Origin of the sequence: Paraburkholderia sediminicola (assembly GCF_046030555.1) — a bacterium.
Classification (GTDB): domain Bacteria; phylum Pseudomonadota; class Gammaproteobacteria; order Burkholderiales; family Burkholderiaceae; genus Paraburkholderia; species Paraburkholderia sediminicola_E.
The window spans coordinates 18,140-38,988 of the sequence record NZ_JAQQCH010000020.1; the positions used below are offsets into that span (position 1 = coordinate 18,140).

Below are 20,849 nucleotides of genomic sequence, written 5' to 3' on the forward strand. Positions count from 1 at the left end.
TGGCCGGTCATGTTGTGTGAAGACGAGTCACATAGCGTAGCCGCAATGCCCTGGAGGGCCGAGGTGGGTCAACCCGATTCAAATGCCGCTGGCGCGCACGACGACGCGGCGCGTAGCCGCCGTTTTCAGCAACTGGCGCTGCCGCACCTCGACGCCGCGTACAACCTTGCGCGCTGGCTGTGCGGCAACCCCAACGATGCCGACGACGTCGTGCAGGAAGCGTTCCTGCGCGCGTTTCGTTTCTTCGACACGTTCCGTGGCGACTCCGCGCGGCCGTGGCTGCTTGCGATCGTGCGCCGCACCTGGTACACGGAGTGGCGGCGGCGCGCTTCATCGCATGAAGTGGTCGAGTTTGACGACACCATGGACGACGCGACCTTCGACGGCTGGAGCGCGGGTGGCGTCGATCCGCAGACGCTTCTGATCCGCAATGAGGACACGAAGCTCGTGCACGACGCGCTCGCGCAGTTGCCGGTCGAGTACCGGGAGGTGTTGATCCTGCGGGAGCTGGAGGAAATGGGTTATCGCGAGATCGCGATGGTGGCCGATGTGCCGATCGGCACGGTGATGTCGCGGCTCGCCCGGGGCAGGCGCAGGCTGGCCGCACTGCTGACGGCGAAGCAGGCGTCCGGGCATTCGGGCGGGGGCGCCCCGCCGCGAGCCACGACGCCCGGTGCATGTCCGCCCCCCACGGCTTCTGTCACGCCACTTCGGGCGGCCTCTAACGGCCGTCCGCCCAACAACCCCGGTGCAAGCGCCACCGGCTCAGCTCAGGAGACGCCAGATGGACTGTAACGAAGCCCGGCCGCTCCTCGACGCGAACGCCGATCACGAACTGCCCGCGCCGGACGCTCAGCGCGTCCAGCAACACATCGAGAGCTGCGACGCCTGCCGGCGTGAAAGCGAAAACCTGCATGCGCTGAGCGAGTCGCTGCGCACACAGCCTTATCATCGCGCGCCGGATGCCCTGCGGGCGCGGATTCTTGCTGCCCTCCCGGAGGGTGACCCCGTCGCCGACGAGCCCATCGAAGCCCCGCGGACCGCTGCGCAGCCGAGGCCGCAGCTAAACTGGCTGGGGAACTGGCTGAATGGCTGGTGGCGTCCGCAAGCTGCGATGGGGCGGCCGGGCGGCGGCTCAGGCTCAGGGGTAATGATCGGGCAGGGCTGGCTCGTTGCGCTGGTGGTCGCGCTCGGTGCGGTGGCGGTGGGCGTGACAATGAACCAGCATCGTGCGGCGCAAGGCGGCGGGTTCTCCGATGAACTGGTCGAAAGCCACGTGCGGGCGCAAATGTCCGGTCACGACATCGACGTCATTTCGACTGATCGGCACACGGTCAAGCCTTGGTTCAACGGCCGGATCGACTATTCGCCGCCGGTCGAGGACCTCGCGGCGAACGGTTTTCCGCTTGAGGGCGGCCGCCTGGATTACATCGCGCATCAGCGGGTGGCGGTGCTGGTGTACCGCTATCAGAAGCACATTATCGACGTCTATGTGTTTCCGGAGGCGCGCTCCGCCGATGCTGGGCGGGAAGCGGCCGCAGGGTTTTCGATGGCGCAGACCCGTGAGGGTTACTCGCTGGCGCACTGGAACACACAGGGGATGACCTGGTGGGCCGTCACCGACGCCGCGCCGGACGCGCTCAGCGGGCTGGAAACAGCGCTGAAGGCCCGTCTGGCGGGCGGCAGCGAGCAGACCGAGGGGGGCTGAGCGGGCTTCCCGTGTGCGCGATCCCGGCGGATTTTCGCGGGCGCGCATGCGCGGCGGCCCGTCGTAGCTGTCCGCCCGCTTCGTCCTAAACCCTTGAAAACACACCCGATTCGTGCGCTGCATTAACGGGATATCTTGCAACCCGGCCCCAATCGCGTTACACTCTTTGGCTTCTCACTTGCCACACCGGTTCAGACGCCCGGGTGGCTCTAATCCACAAGTCCACAAGGAGTGTGTATGCGTCATTATGAAATCGTCTTTATTGTGCACCCCGATCAGAGCGAGCAAGTGCCCGCCATGATCGAGCGTTACAAGAGCACGATCACCTCGCACGGTGGCCAGATCCACCGTATCGAAGACTGGGGCCGTCGCCAACTGGCCTACATGATCGAGAAACTCGCGAAGGCTCACTACGTCTGCATGAACATCGAATGCGACCAAACCACGCTCGACGAGCTGGAACACGCATTCAAGTTCAACGACGCTGTTCTGCGTCACCTGATCGTCAAGATGAAGAAGGCCGAAACCGGCCCGTCGCCGATGATGAAGGAAGTGCAGCGCGAAGAAGCCAAGAAGTCGGCTGCTACGCAACCGTCCGAAGCGCAGGCTTAAGACACACTATTTAAGCTACCAGACGAAAGCGTCGCTCTCGCCAAAGGCTACATGAATCGGCTGCAACTTACGGCCAGCGTCGTTGAACGCGAACCGGTGCGGTATACCCCCGCCGGCGTTCCGATTGCAGGCTGCACGTTGCACCACCGCACGGAAGTCGTCGAAGCCGGTATTGCCCGGCAAGTCGAACTGACCATGCAGGCGGTAGCCGCAGGTGAGGCGAGCGGTAAGCTGGAAGGCTGTCAGATGGGCGTGGAAACGCTCTTCACAGGCTTTCTGGCGAAAAAGCACCGCAACGCAAGAACGCTGGTATTTCACATCACAGAATTGCAGGACATTGGAAAGGACTGAACATGCCCCGCCCGACTGGTAAGAAATTCGACAAACGTCGTCAGCAACAAAATCCGCTCTTCAAGCGCAAGAAGTTCTGCCGTTTCACGGCCGCTAACGTCGATCACATCGACTACAAAGACCTCGAAACGCTGAAGGACTTCATCGGCGAAAACGGCAAGATCACGCCGGCGCGTCTCACGGGTACGAAGTCGCACTATCAACGCCAGCTGGATACGGCAATCAAGCGCGCACGTTTCCTCGCGCTGGTGCCGTACACCGACCAGCACAAGGCCTAACCCGACGACGCGATAAGGAGTATCCGAATGCAAATTATTCTTCTGGAAAAAGTCGTCAACCTGGGCAACCTGGGCGATATCGTCAAGGTGAAGGACGGTTACGCACGTAACTTCCTGATCCCGAACAAGCAAGCTCGCCGTGCAACGAAGGAAGCCCTGGCTGAATTCGAAGTTCGCCGCGCTGACCTCGAAAAGACCGCAGCTGAAAAGCTGGCTGCCGCTCAAGCTCAAGGCGAAAAGCTGGCAGGCTCGACGGTTCAGATCGGTCAGAAGGCTGGCGTCGACGGCCGTCTGTTCGGCTCGGTGACGAATGCCGACATCGCTGATGCACTGGTCAAGCAAGGCTTCGCAGTGGAAAAGGCGCAAGTGCGTCTGCCGGAAGGCCCGCTGAAGATGGTCGGCGACCACGCTGTTCAGGTCTCGCTGCACACCGACGTGCTCGTCGACGTGACGGTGGCTGTGCTCGGCGAACACGTTTAAGCATCAATAAGCATCTGCCAGGTTGTTGCTGGCAAAAGGCAGGGGCCGGGTGACCGGCCCCTGCCTTTTTTTGTGCCCGCTTTTTTAGTTTTTCCGCCGCCCGCACGCGCTCGATTTACCCGATAATTCCTCTCCATGAACGCACCGTCCAAAGATCCCCAAATCGAGTCGCTGAAAGTCCCGCCGCATTCGATCGAAGCCGAGCAGTCGGTGCTGGGCGGCCTGCTGCTCGACAACGCGGCTTGGGACCGCATCGCCGACTTCCTCTCGCAGAGTGATTTTTACCGATACGACCACCGTATCATCTTCGAGCACATCGGCAAGCTGATCGCGGCAACGCGTCCGGCCGACGTGATTACCGTGTACGAGGCGCTTGGCACCTCGGGCAAGGCGGAGGATGTCGGCGGTCTCGCGTACCTGAACGCGCTGGCGCAGAACACGCCGAGCGCGGCCAATATCCGTCGCTACGCAGAAATCGTGCGCGATCGGGCGGTGCTGCGCCGTCTCGTCTCGGTGGCTGACGAAATCTCGGCGGACGCATTCAATCCGCAAGGCAAGGAAGTCCGCCAGTTGCTAGACGAGGCCGAATCGAAGGTGTTTTCGATTGCCGAAGACGGTGCGCGCGGCACGCAGGGTTTTCTGGAAATCGGCCCGCTGCTCACGCAGGTGGTCGAGCGGATCGACACGCTGTATCACACAGCCAATCCGAGTGACGTGACCGGCACGCCGACGGGCTTCGTCGACCTGGATCGCATGACCTCCGGTATGCATGGCGGCGAGCTGATCATCGTGGCGGGCCGCCCGTCGATGGGTAAAACGGCGTTTTCAATGAACGTCGGCGAATACGTGGCGGTCGAGTACGGCCTGCCGGTGGCGGTGTTCTCCATGGAAATGCCGGGCTCGCAACTCACCATGCGCATGCTGGGCTCGGTTGGCCGGCTCGACCAGCACCGCATGCGGACCGGGCGCCTGACCGACGAGGACTGGCCGAAGCTCACGCACGCGGTGCAGAAGATGAGCGAGGCGCAGATTTTCATCGACGAAACGGGTGGCCTGAACCCGATGGAGCTGCGCTCGCGCGCGCGACGGCTGTCGCGCCAGTGCGGCAAGCTCGGCCTGATCATCATCGACTATTTGCAACTGATGAGCGGCTCGTCGTCGGCGGGCGAGAACCGTGCAACCGAAATCTCGGAAATCTCGCGTTCGCTGAAAAGTCTCGCCAAAGAGCTCGATGTACCCGTGATTGCGTTGTCGCAGCTCAACCGGGGTCTCGAACAGCGTCCGAATAAGCGTCCGATCATGTCCGACTTGCGTGAATCTGGCGCTATCGAGCAGGATGCGGACGTCATCCTGTTCATTTATCGCGATGAGGTCTACAACCCGGACAGCCCGGACAAGGGCACGGCAGAGATCATCATCGGTAAACAACGGAATGGTCCGATCGGTCCTGTTCGGCTCACGTTCCATGGCCAATTCACGAAGTTCGACAATTTTGCCGGCGCGCAGAATTTCTACAGCGAGTAAAGAGATAACTGCTGGGCGTGTTGTAACGACGCTTTCAAAAGTGCGGCATCGATCCCGGAACGGTACAATGTGGCGGTTTTATGTCAGCCATTATGTGACCAATTTTCGGGATCCCAATGTTCGGTCGATTCATGCCCACCGAGGGCAAGTTCTTTGAAATTTTCAATGCACACGCAACGTGCATCGTCTCGGCAAGCCATGAGCTCGAGCTGCTGATCGATAACCTTCAGGACGCCGAGACCCATAAGCAAAACGTGCAGAAAGCCGAAAAGGCCGCTGACAAGCTCACGCACGAAACCATCGACCTGCTGCACAAGACTTTCATCACGCCGCTCGACCGCGACGAGATCCACAAGCTGATCACCACGATGGACGACATCCTCGATCTGATGGAGGACGTTGCCACCGCTATCTCGCTGTACGACGTACAGGCCGTGACCTCCGAAGCGAGCCAGTTGGCGCACATCTGCACGGCCACTTCCGAGCGCGTGCAGTTCGCTGTCAGCCTGCTATCGGACATGAAGCAGGCGAGCCAGATCCTGAAGGCATGCGAGGAAATCGACCGTCTGGAATCGGAAGCCGACCGCGTGCTGCGTTCGGCCATGTCGAAACTTTTCCGCGAAGAAGACAACGTCAAGACGCTGATCAAGCTGAAGGCGATCTACGAATTGCTCGAAACGATCACCGACAAGTGTGAGGACGTGGCGAACATCATCGAAGGCATCGTGCTGGAAAACGCATAATGCAATCGATACAACTCGCTATCTGGGTCGTCGCCGGCCTGGTCGCCGTCGCACTGATTTTCGACTTCATGAACGGCTTCCACGACGCGGCGAATTCGATCGCCACGGTCGTGTCGACCGGCGTGCTGAAGCCGCAGCAGGCCGTGGCCTTCGCGGCGGCGTTCAACGTTATCGCGTATTTCGTGTTCCACCTGAAAGTGGCGCAGACGGTCGGCAAGGGCACGATCGATCCGAATATCGTCGACCACTACGTCATTTTCGGTGCGCTGGTGGGCGCAATCGGCTGGAACATCATCACGTGGCATTACGGTATTCCGTCGAGCTCGTCACATGCGCTGATCGGTGGGCTGGTGGGCGCGGCGCTCGCCAAGTCGGGCTGGGGTTCGCTCAATATCGACGGATTGATGAAGACGGTAGCCTTCATTTTCATCTCGCCGCTGCTCGGTTTCGTACTCGGCTCGTTCTTCATGCTGGCAGTGTCGTGGATCTATTTCCGCACGCCACCGAGCAAGGTGGACAGGCGGTTCCGACGTTTGCAACTGGTCTCGGCAGGCTTGTATAGCCTTGGCCACGGCGGTAACGACGCGCAGAAAACGATCGGCATCATCTGGATGCTGCTGATCGCGACCGGGTACGCTTCGTCGATCGCGGATGCGCCGCCGTTGTGGGTGATCGGCGGCTGCTATCTGTCGATGGGGGTCGGCACGTTGTTCGGCGGCTGGCGGATCGTTCGCACGATGGGCCAAAAGATCACCAAGCTGAAGCCGGTTGGTGGTTTTTGCGCGGAGGCGGGCGGGGCGATCACGCTGTTTACCGCGTCGTGGCTCGGCATTCCGGTGTCCACCACGCATACGATCACTGGCGCGATCGTCGGTGTCGGTGCGACGCAGAAGTTGAGCGCAGTGCGTTGGGGCGTGGCCGGCAATATCGTCTGGGCGTGGATTCTGACGATTCCGGCTTCCGCGGCGCTCTCCGCTGCTGCCTGGTGGCTCGGTCACCGCTTGCTGTAAGCGCGCAGACGGGACGGCAAATCCATACGTCTTTTCAGGATTCGGCTTTCGGGCTTTGGCTTCAAAGCCCGAAAGCCCGAAAAGCTTTAAGTCTGATGCCCTTGAGGCGTGAAGCCTCAACCCCCAAAGCCTCAACCCCAAAGCTGTAAAGCGCGCCGCTCAGATCAGCGGTGTGCTGCCTCCATCCATCGGGACGATTGCGCCCGTCACATAGCTCGCGCGCCGGCTTGCCAGAAACAATGCAACGTCAGCGATTTCCTCCGGTTTTGCATAGCGTCCGAGCGGCACTTTAGCCTGCCCGCGCGCCAACGCGTCCGCGCTTTCGATGCCTTGCTGCGACGCTTCCAGCTTGACCGCTTCCTCGACGCGCTCGGTCAGCGTCGAACCCGGATTGATCGCGTTGATGCGGATGCCGTAGCGCGCGTAGTAATGGGCAAGGCCGACGGTGGCGAGCATCAGTGCGGCATTGGCGGCGCCGCCGGCGATATGGATGTCGCTCGCGATCTTGCCGCCCATGCCGATGATGTTGACGATCGTGCCGGGTGCAGCGCCGTCGCCGGCCTTCACGCGCTCGGCCATGCGCCGCAGCACTTCCTGTTGCGGGTAAATGTAGGGGAAATACTTTGCTTCCATGGTCGCGCGGAACGCATCGGCGTCCAGCGTTTCCGGGTCATAACGACGGGCTGCGCCGGCGCTGTTGATCAGCACGTCGATGGGGCCGACCGCGGTGCTGACTTCCTCGACGATGTCCGCCGCGCTGTGCGGTTCGTGCAGGTCGGCGCGGGTCCGATGGACGTGCAGGCCCTCCTGCCTCAACTGTTCGTAAGCGCGTGCGAGATTGGCGGGGTCGCGTGAAACGATCGCCACTTTCGCCCCCTCCAGCGCAAACGCCCGGGCGCAGGCAAGCCCGATCCCTTTGCTGCCGCCCGTGATCAACACGACCTTGTCTTTCAGCCCGAGATCCATCGTCACCACCCGCTGTCAGAAGAATATCGATGACGATAGCAGATCGGCAGCGCAGCGGGGATGGACTGGCTCGTGGAGCGAGCGCGGCCGCATGGCTAACTTTAGCCTGGCACGGCACGGGTCCTGGGTGACGAGCTACGAGTCACCGGTCGCAGGTCACTTATCACCTGTCACCGTTCGTTGGTCTTTGATCGTCGATTACGGCAACCACGATCCGTGTGCAGCGAGCAGTGAGCACGAAACCGGCTCAGGTAATCGCCGTCGGTCCGCACCGGGCCGCACGGTTAAAAGTTACCGTTGGCGAAACGTGCGATCGGGTCGTCGGTGGTTTGGGTGGGAGCAGGGATGCCACGCGACGCCGTCGAGGCGCGCATGATCTGTACGCTTCCATTCCCATCGGCCTGCTGAGCCTGTTGAGCCTGGCGCGCGGCGACAGAAGCGGGTGGAGGCGGTTCGAATGCGTCGGCAGCGGCATCGATTGGATCAGGCGCACGGGCGGCAGCCGTTGGCGGTTCAGCTCGCACCGCTGCTGTCTGCTGATTCATCGTGCCTGCGGCGGCATCGTACGTACTCGCTTGAGCAGCCTGAACTGGCGACGGAGACACCGCGCCCGCCGCGCGTGCCTGCATCTGCGCGGCGCTCATGCCGGGCGGCGGCGGTTCGAACGGATCAGCTTGTGGCGCCGGCAGCGCAGCCGTGGCTACCGTCGGCTGGACGGTTGCCGTCAGCGGCGCACGGGTGGTCGCCGCGACGCGAGCTGTTTGCTGCGGAGCCGCCGGGTTCTCTGCATAGCCCGAAGCTTGCGGCGCAACGGAGGCGGCCGTATAGCCCGAAGGTCGCGTCGCGGCAGAGTTCGCCGCGTAGCCCGAAGCTTGCGTTGCCACTGAAACCCCGGCATAGGTCGGCGCTGTCTGCGCCACCGGCGCGACACGCTCGGACTGGGGCGCCGCCGCCTGGTAGCTCGGTGTATCGAACGGTGCCGGTGTCGCAGCCGGTGCTGCCACACGACGAATACCGTCGAAACGCTTGGCCCAATAGGGATTGGTCAGATAGTCGAGGCGCACGGTGCCCCCCGTCGACGGTGCGTTGACGAAGCGCAGTTTGCCGACGTAAATGCCGACGTGCGAATGCGCCCGCCCGGTCGTATTGAAGAAAATCAGGTCGCCCGGCGCGATTTCATCCGGTTCGATCGATTCGCCGCGGCCGCTCATATCCGCGGTCGTCCGCGGCAGATTCACGGATGCCGCGCGCGATACCACATAACGAACCAATCCGCTGCAATCGAAGCCGCTATCGGGCGTATTGCCACCCCAGCGGTATGGAATGCCGACCAGACTCATCGCCTGGATTGAGATTTCCTCGCGGCCAATGCTGTGATCCACAAAGTTCGGGAAGCCCGGCGGCGGCGCGTGATAAGCGCCGTTCGTGACCACGACCGATGAACCCGGCCCGCGCGACGTCTTTTGCGGCGCGCCGGCGCAAGCGGCAAGCAGCACAACGGTCAGCAGCGAAAAGGCGAGTCGGCGCATGAAGACGAAAGGAGCGGTAAACGCTCGTTTAATGACGGGCGATTCCCGGATGGTAGCCCGTCGAACCTGGCTCAAGCAACAATTCTTGATAATTTACTTGAAGTTCGTGCGCTAAGTGTTGCCCCTCGGAAACGCGTGCCCAATAAAAAAGCCGCGTCCGGGGTGGCCCGGACGCGGCTTTCAGCTGAAGCTAAAGCATTGAAACTTAAAGGATCTCCGACGCGTAATCCGCGAGACGCGAACGCTCGCCGCGCGCCAGCGTCACATGGCCGCTGTGCGCCCAGCCCTTGAATCGGTCGACCACGTACGTCAGCCCCGAGCTGCCTTCCGTCAGGTAAGGCGTATCGATCTGCGCAATATTGCCGAGACAAATGATCTTCGTGCCGGGACCGGCGCGCGTGACCAGCGTCTTCATCTGCTTCGGCGTCAGGTTTTGCGCCTCGTCGATGATTAGATACTTGTCCACGAACGTACGGCCACGCATGAAGTTCATGCTCTTGACCTTCAGGCGCGAGCGGATCAGTTCCTGAGTCGCGGCGCGGCCCCATTCGCCAGCGGCGTCGTCGGTTTTCTGCAGGACTTCGAGGTTGTCGTCGAATGCACCCATCCATGGCTGCATTTTTTCCTCTTCCGTACCCGGCAGGAAGCCGATGTCCTCACCGACCGGCACCGTGGCGCGCGTCACGATGATCTCGTTGTAGCGCTTGTCGTCGAGCACTTGCGCCAAGCCGGCCGCGAGCGCGACCAGCGTCTTGCCCGTACCGGCCTGACCCAGCAGCGTGACGAAGTCGATCTCCGGATTCATCAACAGATTCAGCGCGAAGTTCTGCTCGCGATTGCGCGCCGTGATGCCCCACACGTTGTTCTTGTGGTGGCCGTAGTCGCGCAAGGTTTGCAGCAGCGCTGTCTTGCCGTTCAGTTCGCGCACCAGCGCATGAAACGCCGGCTCGCCGTTCTGCGGCTCCAGATAGACGAACTCGTTGACCAGCATCGAGGCGCACAGCGGACCCGTCACGCGGTAATACGTGGTGCCGGTTTTGGTGTCCTGCCAGCTCTCCATGCCCTTCGCGTGCCTGGTCCAGAAGTCCTGTGGCAGCGCGCGGATGCCCGAGTACAGCAAATCGCTGTCTTCGAGCACCTGGTCGTTGAAGTAGTCTTCCGCGGGCAGGCCGAGCGCATGCGCCTTGATGCGCATGTTGATGTCTTTCGACACCAGCACGACCTGACGATCCGCGCGGTCGCGCTGCAAAGCGCGTACGACGCCGAGAATCTGGTTGTCGGCCTTGCCTTCCGGAAGACCTTCGACCGGCTCGATGGCGTTGAGCTTGGTCTGGAAGTACAGGCGCCCGGACGCCTCACGGCTGCCGAGGCGCGCAAGCGAAATGCCGTCTGAGATGTTGCCGGCGTTCGCCACTAACGCGTCCAGCGTGCGGCTGACCTGCCGCGCGTTGCGCGCGACCTCGGACATGCCCTTTTTGTGGTTGTCGAGTTCTTCCAACGTCATCATGGGTAGATAGACGTCGTGTTCCTCGAAACGGAACAGGCAGCTTGGGTCATGCATCAGCACGTTTGTGTCGAGCACGAAAAGCTTCTGCATTTCGAGCGGGTCTGCGGCTGCGCCGCGCTTCTTGCTGGTGCCGCGCGTGCTGGGTGCTACGGCTGCGGGCGTGCTTGCGGCCGGGTCTTTCGCGCTGGGCGCGCGCGCGACGACCGGCTGCGATTTGGCTGCGGGCGTAACAACAGCAGCCGGCTCGGCCTGCGGCCGGGCAGCGGGAACCGGTTGCAGCAACGCCGCGGTCTGCTTCGATTTGCGTCCACGCGCCGGTGCAGCTTGCTCAGCGGATGCAGACGCAACAGGGGAAGCCGACGAGGCCGGCACGGTCCGCAACGTGGTCGCGGCATTGGCGGCGTGCGCCATCGGTGTGGCGACATTCGCACGGCCATAATCGGTCGACTCTGCGGATTCCCCTTCGACCGCCTGTTTCTTCGCGGCGGAGCGCGCCGGCGTGGCGGCTTTGGCCTTGTATTCGTCAGGCGGCAGGAGATTGCCGAGCTTGCTGGGGGGGGTAGGCAAAGGCATGGTTTCCCTCGAATTGATCGGGTCACATTTCGTGCGCCGCCTGTCGCATTCTGCCGGTGCCAGTGGGTGCGCACGCAGTTTGCGCCCGGAGGCGCGCATTCGGTTTAGAAATGCCGGTTCGCCTGGTCTTCGATCGGCTCCTTAACGGAAGCACGTGGCCGAATGAACGAACGGCTGCGCGCAATTAAAAAAGCCGCCGCCCCGGCGTACGGGACAAGCGGCTCGCCTTCGGTTATCGCGTTGCGCCTCACGACTTCGACGGAACCGGTAAAAGGGCCGTCAAGTCTGGCGCAGCGACGAAAAGTGTGGGGTGGACAGGCACTCATTGGAACCCAATATAACGCGCCTCAAAGCGCTTGTACAGCCTCCAGAATGTCGTCGACGTGCCCGGGCACTTTCACGCCGCGCCACGCCTGGCGCAACACGCCTTCGGCGTCGATCAGGAACGTGGAGCGTTCGATCCCACGCACTTCTTTGCCATACATTTTCTTCAATTTCATGACGCCGAAGAGCGCGCACAAGGTTTCTTCCGGATCCGAAATCAGCGGAAACGGCAGTTCGAGCTTTGCCTTGAAATTGTCATGGGAGCGCAGGCTGTCGCGCGACACGCCGAGAATTTCCGCGCCGGCTTTCCTGAACTTCGGATACAGATCGCGGAATTGCAGACCTTCGGTCGTGCAGCCCGGCGTGTTGTCTTTCGGATAGAAATACAGCACCACCTTCTTGCCCCGCAGCTTGGACAGCGTGATCTCGCCACCGGTAGCGGGGGCGGTAAAGTCGGGGACGGGTTGGTCGACTGCGATGGGCACGTGGTTCTCCGGTTGTTATGGCCGACGTCACCGTACTTGCACTTGCACTTGCACTTGCAACTGCAGCGGCGTCGGCCTGGCATCGAGGCTTTGGGGGAGATCGACCGGCCACGCGGTGTACGTTCTCGCGACGGTCGGATCGTCAGGGCCGGCTGTAGCTTGGCCAGTCAGGGCTGGACAATCAATTCGCCGGAGCGGCCTGGAATTTCGCCCCACGTAACAGGGTACGATGGCAGCGTGCTGCGGTCCAGCGTGGCGTAGTAATCACCCATGGTCGCGAAGGTGTGGCCTTGCGCGCGCCAGCCTTCCAGCAGCTGTTCGAAAATCGGCGCGAGCTTTTGTCCTTCGAGTTCCGCGTGCAGCGTGAACACCTGATCGTGCGGGTTGTTTTCGGTGTGCTTCAACATCCATGCGGCGACGTTGTGCTCGTCGACACCATCCACGCCCAGCACTTCGTCGAGCGTAGGCAGCGTGGTGGGCATCTGCACGTGCGACAGTTGCCTGCCGCCGATCACCGGCAGATACGGCGAGTGGCCGCGCCCGTCGGACGCGTAGTGCATGCCCCACGCGTCGATCTGCTCAAACGCATGTTCGTTCATCTGCCAGCCCGCCGCGCCGTGCGTGGCAGGCGGCGCGCCGAAGATCGCGACGAAGCGGTTGAAGCTCTTCTGCATCTGCTTCTCGGTCCACTCGCGGTCTTGCGAACGCGCGTTGTCCTGCCAGTACACGTGGTCCCACGTGTGGATGCCACATTCGAAGCCGGCTTCGTGAATCGCGCGCATTTCCGCAGCGGTCTTCACGCCGATGTCCGGCCCGGGCAGCAGCACGCCGTACATCAATTGCTTGATGCCGTAATGTTCGACCACCGACGTGCGCGACACCTTCTTCAGAAAGCCCGGCCGCAATACGCGGCGCATCGCCCAACCGGTATGGTCGGGCCCGAGGCTGAAGAGGAAAGTTGCGCGCGCCTTGAAGCGGTCGAAGATGCGCGCGAGATTCGGCACGCCTTCGCGGGTGCCGCGCAGCGTGTCGACGTCGATCTTCAGGACGATACGAGCCAAGGATCAGGCCTTATTGTTGTTCGACGAGCGCGCGCGCTTCGGCGACGTGGCCACGATACGCTTCGAAAATCTTGCGCAGCGCTTCGTCGAAGGTCGACTTCGGCGCCCAGCCGAGTTCCTGCATCGTGTTGTCGATCTTCGGCACGCGGTTCTGCACGTCCTGGTAGCCCGCACCGTAGTACGCGCCCGAGGATGTTTCGACCAGCTGCACCTTCTTCGCGAGGTCGGCGTATTCCGGGAATTCGGCGGCCAGCGTCAGCATCTTGTGCGCGAGCTCGCGCACCGAGAAGTTGTTGGTCGGATTGCCGATGTTGTAGATCTTGCCCGTGGCGATGCCGTCCTTGTTCTCGATGATCTTCATCAGCGCGCCGATGCCGTCGTCGATATCCGTGAACGCGCGCTTTTGCGCGCCGCCGTCCACGAGGCTGATGTTCTCGCCGCGCACGATGTGGCCGAGGAACTGCGTGACCACGCGCGAGCTGCCTTCCTTCGGCGTGTAGATCGAGTCGAGGCCCGGGCCGATCCAGTTGAACGGACGGAACAACGTGAAGTTCAGGCCTTCCATGCCGTAACCCCAGATCACGCGGTCCATCAACTGCTTCGAGCACGCGTAGATCCAGCGCGGCTTGTTGATCGGACCGTACGACAGTTGCGACTCTTCCGGATCGAACTGCTCGTCCGTGCACATGCCGTAGACCTCGGAGGTCGACGGGAACACGAGGTGCTTGCCGTACTTGACGGCCGAACGCACGATCGGCAGGTTCGCTTCGAAGTCGAGTTCGAACACGCGCAGCGGCTGCTTCACGTACGTGGCGGGCGTGGCGATCGCGACGAGCGGCAGGATCACATCGCACTTCTTGACGTGATACTCGACCCACTCCTTGTTGATCGTGATGTCGCCTTCAAAGAAGTGCATCCGCTCATGGTTGATCAGGTCACCCAGACGTTCGGTCTGCATGTCCATCCCGAAGACTTCCCAATCGGTCGTTTCGAGAATGCGTTTGGACAGGTGATGGCCGATGAAGCCGTTCACACCCAGAATCAGGACTTTTTTCATGAGTAACGGGGAGGTTCGAGGGGAGTTTGGATGAGCCGGGCGAATTCGGCGGGGGTAACGACGGATTCGCTGCCGTCGTGCTGGTGCCGCAATTCGTGGATGGCGATCGAGCGACCGTCGCCGCATATCGCAAAAACGGCATTATCGCTTACGTGCAGGCCCGGGGGCAAATCCGAGCGAAGCGCGCCGGGCGCGGCCAGGCGCGCACGGGCGATGATAAAACGGTGACCTTCGATATCCGTAAACGCGCCGGGATAGGGCGGCGCAACCGCGCGGATCAGGTTGTAGACCTGCTGCGCGGCTTGCGTCCAGTCGATCCGGCCGTCTTCAGGTTTGCGCCCGCCGTAGTAGCTGCCGTGCGACAGATCATTCGGCAGATGCGGCGCTTCGCCCGCCAGCAGAGCCGGGAGCACGCGCCACAGGGTTTGTTCGGCGGCGACCGTGACCTTGTCGAACACTTGCGCGGCAGTGTCGTCGGGCAGGATCGGTACCGGCGTTTGCGCGATGATCGCGCCCGCGTCGGGCTTGGCGGCCATTTCGTGCAGTGTGGCGCCGGTTTCGGTTTCGCCATGGATCACCGCCCAGTTGGTCGGCACGCGGCCACGGTACTTCGGCAGGAGCGAGCCGTGCATGTTGTAAGCGCCCCGTGCGGCGAGTGCCAGCAGGTCGACCGGCAACATGTGGCGGTAGTAGAACGAGAAGATGAAGTCAGGCCGCGCGGCGCTCACCGCGGCACGCAGTTCCGGGCTTTTCGGATCGGCCGGTGTGACGACCGGAATGCCATGCTCGGCCGCGACCGAGGCGACGCTGCCGAACCAGATGTTTTCGGTCGGGCTGTCCTCATGCGTGACGACCAGCGCCACGTCGACGCCGCGCGCGAGCAGCACCTGCAGGCAGCGCACGCCGACGTTGTGATACGCGAATACGACCGCACGCGGCTTCATGGGGTGGGTCCTTGATCGGAGAGCGGCGCGGCTTGCACGGCTTGCACGACTGCCTGACGCGGCGCTTCGGTCACGGTGGTGCCGTCGCGCTGCTCGAGAATCGTCTGCACCAGATAACGCGGACGCGCGCGCACTTGCTGATAGATCCGGCCGATGTATTCACCCAGCAGGCCCAACGCGAAAATGATCACGCCGAGCAGGAAGAAGGTGATAGCGAACAGCGTGAACACACCTTGCACTTCCGCGCCGATGATGAAGCGGCGAATCAGCAGCAGCACGAACAGTGCCGCGGAACCGAGCGACAGGATCACGCCGATGAACGACAGCCATTGCAGCGGCACGACCGAGAAGCCGGTGACCAGGTCGAAATTCAACCGGATCAGGCTGTAAAGCGAGTACTTCGATTCGCCGGCAAACCGCTCTTCGTGCGCGACTTCGATCTCGACCGGATTCTGCGCGAAGGTGTACGCCAGCGCCGGAATGAAGGTGTTGATCTCGCCACAGCGGTTGATCGTGTCGATGATGTGCCGGCTGTACGCGCGCAGCATGCAGCCCTGATCGGTCATCTTGATGCGCGTGATGCGCTCGCGCAGGCGGTTCATCGCGCGCGACGCCTTGCGGCGCCACAAGCTGTCCTGGCGTTGCAGACGGATCGTGCCGACGTAGTCGTAGCCTTCGCGCATCTTGTTGACCAGCTTGGCGATTTCTTCCGGCGGATTCTGCAGGTCGGCGTCGAGCGTGATGACGATCTCGCCGCGCGATTGCTCGAAACCCGCCAGAATCGCCATGTGCTGGCCGTAGTTACCGTTCAGCAGGATCACGCGGGTCGTGTCGGGCCGCGCGCGAAACTGATCGGCGAGCAGGGCGGGGGATTTGTCGCGGCTGCCGTCGTTGATGAAGATCACTTCATAGCCGGTGCCGAGCGCGTCGAGCGCCGGGTAAAGGCGCGCGAACAGCGCGGCCAGCCCGGCTTCCTCGTTGTACACCGGAATGATGATCGACACTTCCGGTGCGACGGCGCGATGTTCCGAATAAATCATTTCCGCTTATTTTCCGTATTGTTCGCAAATTTCGTTGACCGCGCGGCAGACCCGCTCCACGTCGCCTTCGTTCATCAGCGTGAACAGCGGCAGGGTGACCGTGCTGGCGCCGTAACGCTCCGCGTGCGGGAACATGCCTTCCTTGAAGCCGCGTGCGCGGTACAGTGAAAACAGATGAATCGCAGGATAGTGCACGCCCGAGCCGATGCCACGTTCTTTCAGCGCACCCATGAAGCCGGCGCGGTCGACCGACAGCTTGTCGAGCGGCAGCGTGATCAGGAACATGTGCCAGTTGCTGTTCTCAAAATCGGCCAGCGGCAGGCCGATGCCCAGTTTGGCCGCCGCGCCGCCTTCGAAGCCCGCGAAGTACGCGCGCGCCAGTTTCTTGCGCTGCGCAATGAAGCGTTCGAGATGCGGCATCTGGCCAAGGCCGACGCGCGCGGCAACGTCCGTCAGGTTGTACTTGCCGCCGAGCAGATCGCAGTCCATGCCGTCGAAGCCCGTGCGGGTGATGCCCTGCAGACGGTACTTCTGCGCGAGGATGGCTTCTTCCTCGTTGTTCATCACCAGTGCGCCGCCTTCGATCGAAGTCAGATTCTTGTTCGCGTGGAAGCTGAACGAGACGATGTCGCCGAGCTTGCCAATCCGCTCGCCTTTCCACGTCGAACCAAACGCCTGCGCGGCGTCTTCGATCACGCGCAGTTTGTGGGCGCGGGCGATTTCATACAACCGGTCCATGTCCACCGGCAAGCCCGACAGAAAAACCGGAATCATCGCCTTGGTGCGCGGCGTGATGGCCTTTTCCAGCAGATCGAGGTCGATGTTGCGGGTAACCGGATCGATGTCGACGAACACCGGCGTCGCGCCGACTTCGTAGATCACATTGCTGGTCGAGACCCACGAGGCGGGGGTGGTGATGACTTCGTCGCCTTCGCCCACACCGGCGATGCGCAGCCCGATTTCGAGCGTCGCGGTGCCGGAATTGAACGTGCGCACCGGGCGGCCGCCGCAGAACTCGGACAGTGCCGCTTCGAATTTCTGGTTCTGCGGGCCGGTGGTGATCCAGCCGGAGCGGAGCACGTCGACGACGCCCTGGATCGTTTCTTCATCGATCTCGGGTTTGACAAACGGCAAAAACGGGACTGTTGACTGGCTCATGAATGCTTCGCTCGATTGAAAGGGGCGCAACCCGAAGGGCGCGAAGTAAAGCACACACTACGCGCAAACCCAAGGCTACGACTAAAAAAGGGCGCAACCGCCAAGCTTACCGCGGTCAACCTTACGTTTTGCTTAGCCGGAGAGGATGCCCGGCTTACCGCATCTTTTGCAGCCGGCATTTTCGCAGCGCTTGCCCCCGCGCCGGCAATAAACGGTAATAAATCGTGCCCGGCACAGCGTGGCCGGGGACATGGCGCCTAGCTGCGCGCCAGGACGACGACGCCGATCAGGATGACGCCGATCCCAATCAGCTTCTGTACGGACATCACTTCGCCGAATAGATACCACGCCGCGAACGCGTTGACGACGTATCCGAGCGACAACATCGGATAGGCGATCGACACGTCCACCCGCGAAAGTCCGACCACCCATACGCCCACGCTGATTACATAGCAGGCCAGCCCGCCGATGATCGGCGGCTGGGTGGCAAGACGAAAGGCGATGGGCAGGATGTTCGCACGGGTGAATTCGAAGTGTCCAACGGCATTCGTTCCGGCTTTGAGCAGCAACTGCGCGCCGGCGTTCAACGTGACGCCCGCGAGGATACAAAAGAGGGAAATCGGGTTCATCGAACGGTTAGATCCTGAGATGGGGTCATTGTTGTGGTTTTTCTACTGGCGCGGGTGCCGGCGCATGCTGCGCCGCCGCGTCGGATGCGGGCGCGGGCACCGCCACAGGTTTCATCACCACGACCCGGCGTGGGTCGCGTGCGATCACCTGCATCGGCAGCCCTTCTTTGAGCAGCCTGTCATAAGTTGCCGGCGGGATCAGCGCGAGCGCGTAGCGGTCGGTTTTCCAGCGCTCGATCCACGCGTCGACCGAAGGCACCCATTTCTGCGGTTCGACCGATACGCCGAACGCCAGTTCGTCAGGATGTTCGACCATGATCATCGTGTGATCGACGTAGAACGGCAGCGTGTGATCGAGGACGCCGACCGAGTAGAACGGCGTATCGGCTGGCAGCTTTGCGATCTCGGCCTTGATGGCGGGCGCGAGCGGCGCGCCCGAGCTCAGGCGGCCGAACACGTCGTGACCCGTGCCGGCGATCGTGCCGAGCAGCAGCCACGCCGCGCCAAAGCTTGCGATGGCGCCGAGGGTGCCGGCGCGGCTGCGGCGGTTCAGCCACAGCGCGGCCAGTGTGAGCACGAAAGCGACGCCGAGTGCCGCCAGTACCCAGGTGCGGTATTCGACATACAGCTCAGTCGGGTTGCGTGCGTCGCCGAAGCGCGACATGAACAGCGCGGCGAACGCGGCCACGACGAGAAACAGCGCGTAGCCGGCCAGATGGCGGCGCAGTTGGTCGCGTGTGACGAGCGGCAGGTACATGCCGATCAGGAGCGCGATGGGCGGCGCGATGGGCAGCGTGTAGGAGAGCAGCTTCGAGTGCGACGCGCTGAAGAACAGGAAGATGAACGCGCTCCATACCAGCATCATCGTGACCGGCGCGAAGCCGTTCGGCTGGCGCGGCAGGCGCCACGCGTGGCGTACGCTCTGGAAGGTCACCGACAACCAGGGCAGGAAGCCGACCAGCAGCACCGGCACGAAGTAATAGAACGGCCCCGGGCGGTTCTGTTCGGGCGTCAGATAGCGCTTGAACTGTTGGACGATGAAGAAAAAGTTCAGGAATTCCGGGTTGCGCTGCTGCACCAGCACGAACCATGGCGTGACGATCGCGAAAAACACGACCAGCCCGCCGATCAGGTGCAGACGCTTCCACACGGCCCAGTCGCGTGCGGCGATGGTGTACAGCACCAGCACCGCACCCGGCAGAATCAGGCCGACGAGGCCCTTGGACAGCACCGCCAGCGCCATTGCCCCCCAACACACCCACATCCATGCCCGCACGTTGGCGGTCGGCAGGTTGGGGCGCTGGGCAAGCAGCAGCGCGCAGAGCGTTAGCTCCATCCAGAACGACAGGCCCATGTCGAGCGTGTTGAAGTGGCCCATCAGGTTCCAGTAGGGCGACGTGGCCAGCACGATCGCCGCGAATACACCGGTCGCCGCATTGAACACGCGCGCACCGGTGAAGCCGATCAGCAGCACGCCCGCAAAGCCTGTCAGCGCGGTATAGAGCCGCGCCTGCCATTCGCCGATACCGAACCACGCGAACGTGAGCGCGTTCGCCCAGGTTTGCAGCGGCGGCTTTTCGAAATACTTGTAGCCGTTGTAGCGCGGCGTGATCCAGTCGCCGGTGACGAACATCTCGCGGGCCATTTCGGCGTAGCGGCCTTCGTCGCTCGGCAACAGGTGGCGCCAGCCAAGTGGCACGAACCAGATCAGGGCGAGGGCCAGCACCAGCAGCAGGATCATGGTGCGATTGAGCGGTAGCCTGGTGGGCGTATCGTTCATGGAGTTCAACCTTTTTGGCGACGCCGCGTGGGCGGCGAGGCGGTGTTATTTGGAAAGGGCGATCGCCGGCGTGGCGCCAATGGCGCGCAGTGTACGTGATCGGCCTCGACGCGGCCACGGGTGGCGCCGCGCCGGTGGCCGCGTTCCACGGATGCCGTGCGTGGCGGCCTGCGCCTCCACGCCAGCTAAACGCCAACTTCGCGGCGCCCGCGCGGCGCCGCTACGCTTCGATCAGCAATGCGGCCGCGACCTTGCGGCCCTCGGCCATCAGAATGTTGTAGGTGCGGCAGGCGGCCTTGAAGTCCATCGTTTCGACGCCGATGCGTTTGGCGGTGAGCGCGGCGGTCAGGCGCGCATGCGGGAAGCGCAGCCGTTCGCCGCTGCCGAACACGACGACTTCGGGCGCGGCGTCCACCAGCATGGCGAAGTGCTCGGCGCTCAGGTCGTCAAAAGAGGAGACGGGCCAAGCGATGACGGGCGCTTCGGGCAGCACGAGAATGCTGCCCGAATGGCGCACCAGATTGATCTCGACATAGTCGGCGCCGTAGCCGGTGACGGTGTTGAGGGCGCCGCTGGAATCCTGATGTAATTTCAAATTCGTTTTCCGAAGTCGTCGTGAGACATCATGCGTGTTGGCGGCCTGACCGGGCAGAACGGAAGCAGGGCGATTCGACGCGAGTGGGACACGCGAGTGGCACAGCGAGTGACACAGAAGCGGCCGAAAAGGCTTGCCGTTGCGGTTGGTGCATTGCGGAAGTCGGCCAAAATCCGCTAAATTATAACTTTTTAGCCGCCTTGCGGCGCCCCTCGCTCACGTGCCGCCTCATGTGCTGTCATAAGCCGCACTGAGGGCATGGGCGCGGCCCACCGGCTACCTGCCTTGGTTCTGCCCGCTTTTCGTCTACTTTTAGTCTGCTTTTAGTCTGTTTCTCGACTGTTTTTGCCCGTTTTTGGCCCGCTTTGACTGCTTTTTGCCTGCGTTTGCCTGTTTGGCTACTGCGTCGGCAATCCGCCGGACGCGCGCCTGAGCGGCCCGGGAAGTCGGCTCAACCCGTGTCTGGCAGTCCGATCTGTGTCTGGCGGTCGTGCC

The 20,849-nt window shown here is 62.5% G+C and carries 21 protein-coding genes; 9 read left to right on the plus strand and 12 right to left on the minus strand.

Annotated features, from left to right (window positions below; genetic code table 11):
• The first annotated feature begins 45 nt into the window (after window positions 1-45).
• The 9 genes from PQQ52_RS25220 (at window position 46) to PQQ52_RS25260 (ending at window position 6,706) form a co-directional block, all read left to right on the plus strand.
• Window positions 46-795, plus strand: a complete 750-nt coding sequence (locus PQQ52_RS25220) for an RNA polymerase sigma factor (protein WP_408217275.1) — start codon at window positions 46-48, stop codon at window positions 793-795.
• The gene (locus PQQ52_RS25225) at window positions 785-1,708 is read left to right on the plus strand and encodes an anti-sigma factor family protein (protein ID WP_408217278.1); all 924 of its coding nucleotides are present in this window, start codon (window positions 785-787) and stop codon (window positions 1,706-1,708) included. The genes PQQ52_RS25220 and PQQ52_RS25225 overlap by 11 nt, the downstream gene beginning before the upstream one ends.
• Window positions 1,709-1,945: 237 nt before the next feature.
• A complete protein-coding gene (gene rpsF, locus PQQ52_RS25230) occupies window positions 1,946-2,320 on the plus strand; it encodes a 30S ribosomal protein S6 (protein ID WP_006048823.1) in 375 nt (124 codons plus the stop codon).
• Between the two features lie 51 nt (window positions 2,321-2,371).
• The gene (gene priB, locus PQQ52_RS25235; RefSeq protein WP_028196682.1) at window positions 2,372-2,671 is read left to right on the plus strand and encodes a primosomal replication protein N; all 300 of its coding nucleotides are present in this window, start codon (window positions 2,372-2,374) and stop codon (window positions 2,669-2,671) included.
• 2 nt (window positions 2,672-2,673) lie between these two features.
• Complete coding sequence (gene rpsR, locus PQQ52_RS25240; protein WP_012432802.1) at window positions 2,674-2,949, plus strand: 30S ribosomal protein S18; 276 nt, start codon at window positions 2,674-2,676, stop codon at window positions 2,947-2,949.
• 27 nt (window positions 2,950-2,976) lie between these two features.
• The gene (gene rplI, locus PQQ52_RS25245) at window positions 2,977-3,429 is read left to right on the plus strand and encodes a 50S ribosomal protein L9 (RefSeq protein WP_408217281.1); all 453 of its coding nucleotides are present in this window, start codon (window positions 2,977-2,979) and stop codon (window positions 3,427-3,429) included.
• A 135-nt stretch (window positions 3,430-3,564) separates the two neighbouring features.
• Window positions 3,565-4,953 (plus strand): replicative DNA helicase, encoded by a 1,389-nt coding sequence (locus PQQ52_RS25250; RefSeq protein WP_408217284.1) that lies wholly within the window; start codon window positions 3,565-3,567, stop codon window positions 4,951-4,953.
• 116 nt (window positions 4,954-5,069) lie between these two features.
• Window positions 5,070-5,696, plus strand: a complete 627-nt coding sequence (locus tag PQQ52_RS25255) for a DUF47 domain-containing protein (protein ID WP_408217287.1) — start codon at window positions 5,070-5,072, stop codon at window positions 5,694-5,696.
• Entirely contained in the window at window positions 5,696-6,706 is a 1,011-nt protein-coding gene (locus tag PQQ52_RS25260; RefSeq protein ID WP_408217290.1) for an inorganic phosphate transporter, read from the plus strand. The genes PQQ52_RS25255 and PQQ52_RS25260 overlap by 1 nt, the downstream gene beginning before the upstream one ends.
• A 159-nt stretch (window positions 6,707-6,865) precedes the next feature.
• Here the strand turns inward: PQQ52_RS25260 and PQQ52_RS25265 are convergent, their stop codons facing one another.
• The 12 genes from PQQ52_RS25265 to PQQ52_RS25320 form a co-directional block, all read right to left on the minus strand.
• Window positions 6,866-7,672 (minus strand): SDR family oxidoreductase, encoded by an 807-nt coding sequence (locus PQQ52_RS25265; protein ID WP_408217555.1) that lies wholly within the window; start codon window positions 7,670-7,672, stop codon window positions 6,866-6,868.
• Between the two features lie 284 nt (window positions 7,673-7,956).
• A complete protein-coding gene (locus tag PQQ52_RS25270) occupies window positions 7,957-9,201 on the minus strand; it encodes an NlpC/P60 family protein (protein WP_408217293.1) in 1,245 nt (414 codons plus the stop codon).
• A gap of 205 nt (window positions 9,202-9,406) precedes the next feature.
• Window positions 9,407-11,281 (minus strand): PhoH family protein, encoded by a 1,875-nt coding sequence (locus PQQ52_RS25275; protein WP_408217296.1) that lies wholly within the window; start codon window positions 11,279-11,281, stop codon window positions 9,407-9,409.
• A gap of 347 nt (window positions 11,282-11,628) precedes the next feature.
• On the minus strand, window positions 11,629-12,090 hold the full coding sequence (locus tag PQQ52_RS25280) for a peroxiredoxin (RefSeq protein WP_408217299.1): 462 nt from the start codon (window positions 12,088-12,090) through the stop codon (window positions 11,629-11,631).
• 167 nt (window positions 12,091-12,257) lie between these two features.
• Entirely contained in the window at window positions 12,258-13,151 is an 894-nt protein-coding gene (locus tag PQQ52_RS25285; RefSeq protein WP_408217302.1) for a polysaccharide deacetylase family protein, read from the minus strand.
• Window positions 13,152-13,161: 10 nt separating this feature from the next.
• The gene (locus tag PQQ52_RS25290) at window positions 13,162-14,208 is read right to left on the minus strand and encodes a bifunctional UDP-4-keto-pentose/UDP-xylose synthase (RefSeq protein WP_097392326.1); all 1,047 of its coding nucleotides are present in this window, start codon (window positions 14,206-14,208) and stop codon (window positions 13,162-13,164) included.
• A complete protein-coding gene (locus PQQ52_RS25295) occupies window positions 14,205-15,152 on the minus strand; it encodes a formyltransferase (RefSeq protein WP_408217305.1) in 948 nt (315 codons plus the stop codon). The genes PQQ52_RS25290 and PQQ52_RS25295 overlap by 4 nt, the downstream gene beginning before the upstream one ends.
• Entirely contained in the window at window positions 15,149-16,192 is a 1,044-nt protein-coding gene (locus PQQ52_RS25300) for a glycosyltransferase (RefSeq protein WP_408217308.1), read from the minus strand. Before PQQ52_RS25300 ends, PQQ52_RS25295 begins: the two co-directional genes overlap by 4 nt.
• A gap of 6 nt (window positions 16,193-16,198) precedes the next feature.
• Window positions 16,199-17,350: a DegT/DnrJ/EryC1/StrS family aminotransferase gene (locus PQQ52_RS25305; protein ID WP_408217311.1), complete on the minus strand. Its 1,152-nt coding sequence runs from the start codon at window positions 17,348-17,350 to the stop codon at window positions 16,199-16,201.
• A 257-nt stretch (window positions 17,351-17,607) separates the two neighbouring features.
• Entirely contained in the window at window positions 17,608-17,979 is a 372-nt protein-coding gene (locus tag PQQ52_RS25310) for a DMT family transporter (protein WP_408217314.1), read from the minus strand.
• Between the two features lie 25 nt (window positions 17,980-18,004).
• Window positions 18,005-19,759: a glycosyltransferase family 39 protein gene (locus PQQ52_RS25315; RefSeq protein WP_408217317.1), complete on the minus strand. Its 1,755-nt coding sequence runs from the start codon at window positions 19,757-19,759 to the stop codon at window positions 18,005-18,007.
• A 220-nt stretch (window positions 19,760-19,979) separates the two neighbouring features.
• Window positions 19,980-20,354 (minus strand): Mth938-like domain-containing protein, encoded by a 375-nt coding sequence (locus tag PQQ52_RS25320; RefSeq protein WP_408217320.1) that lies wholly within the window; start codon window positions 20,352-20,354, stop codon window positions 19,980-19,982.
• Window positions 20,355-20,849: the final 495 nt, after the last annotated feature.

Coding starts and splice junctions, on each gene's coding strand:
- rplI (WP_408217281.1), top strand. CDS start 2,977: ATGCAAATTATTCTTCTGGAAAAAGTCGTCAACCTGGGCAACCTGGGC.
- PQQ52_RS25305 (WP_408217311.1), bottom strand. CDS start 17,350: ATGAGCCAGTCAACAGTCCCGTTTTTGCCGTTTGTCAAACCCGAGATC.
- PQQ52_RS25265 (WP_408217555.1), bottom strand. CDS start 7,672: ATGGATCTCGGGCTGAAAGACAAGGTCGTGTTGATCACGGGCGGCAGC.
- PQQ52_RS25270 (WP_408217293.1), bottom strand. CDS start 9,201: ATGCGCCGACTCGCCTTTTCGCTGCTGACCGTTGTGCTGCTTGCCGCT.
- rpsR (WP_012432802.1), top strand. CDS start 2,674: ATGCCCCGCCCGACTGGTAAGAAATTCGACAAACGTCGTCAGCAACAA.
- PQQ52_RS25260 (WP_408217290.1), top strand. CDS start 5,696: ATGCAATCGATACAACTCGCTATCTGGGTCGTCGCCGGCCTGGTCGCC.
- PQQ52_RS25225 (WP_408217278.1), top strand. CDS start 785: ATGGACTGTAACGAAGCCCGGCCGCTCCTCGACGCGAACGCCGATCAC.
- priB (WP_028196682.1), top strand. CDS start 2,372: ATGAATCGGCTGCAACTTACGGCCAGCGTCGTTGAACGCGAACCGGTG.
- PQQ52_RS25255 (WP_408217287.1), top strand. CDS start 5,070: ATGTTCGGTCGATTCATGCCCACCGAGGGCAAGTTCTTTGAAATTTTC.
- PQQ52_RS25310 (WP_408217314.1), bottom strand. CDS start 17,979: ATGAACCCGATTTCCCTCTTTTGTATCCTCGCGGGCGTCACGTTGAAC.
- PQQ52_RS25220 (WP_408217275.1), top strand. CDS start 46: ATGCCCTGGAGGGCCGAGGTGGGTCAACCCGATTCAAATGCCGCTGGC.
- PQQ52_RS25275 (WP_408217296.1), bottom strand. CDS start 11,281: ATGCCTTTGCCTACCCCCCCCAGCAAGCTCGGCAATCTCCTGCCGCCT.
- PQQ52_RS25290 (WP_097392326.1), bottom strand. CDS start 14,208: ATGAAAAAAGTCCTGATTCTGGGTGTGAACGGCTTCATCGGCCATCAC.
- PQQ52_RS25295 (WP_408217305.1), bottom strand. CDS start 15,152: ATGAAGCCGCGTGCGGTCGTATTCGCGTATCACAACGTCGGCGTGCGC.
- PQQ52_RS25250 (WP_408217284.1), top strand. CDS start 3,565: ATGAACGCACCGTCCAAAGATCCCCAAATCGAGTCGCTGAAAGTCCCG.
- PQQ52_RS25315 (WP_408217317.1), bottom strand. CDS start 19,759: ATGAACGATACGCCCACCAGGCTACCGCTCAATCGCACCATGATCCTG.
- PQQ52_RS25300 (WP_408217308.1), bottom strand. CDS start 16,192: ATGATTTATTCGGAACATCGCGCCGTCGCACCGGAAGTGTCGATCATC.
- rpsF (WP_006048823.1), top strand. CDS start 1,946: ATGCGTCATTATGAAATCGTCTTTATTGTGCACCCCGATCAGAGCGAG.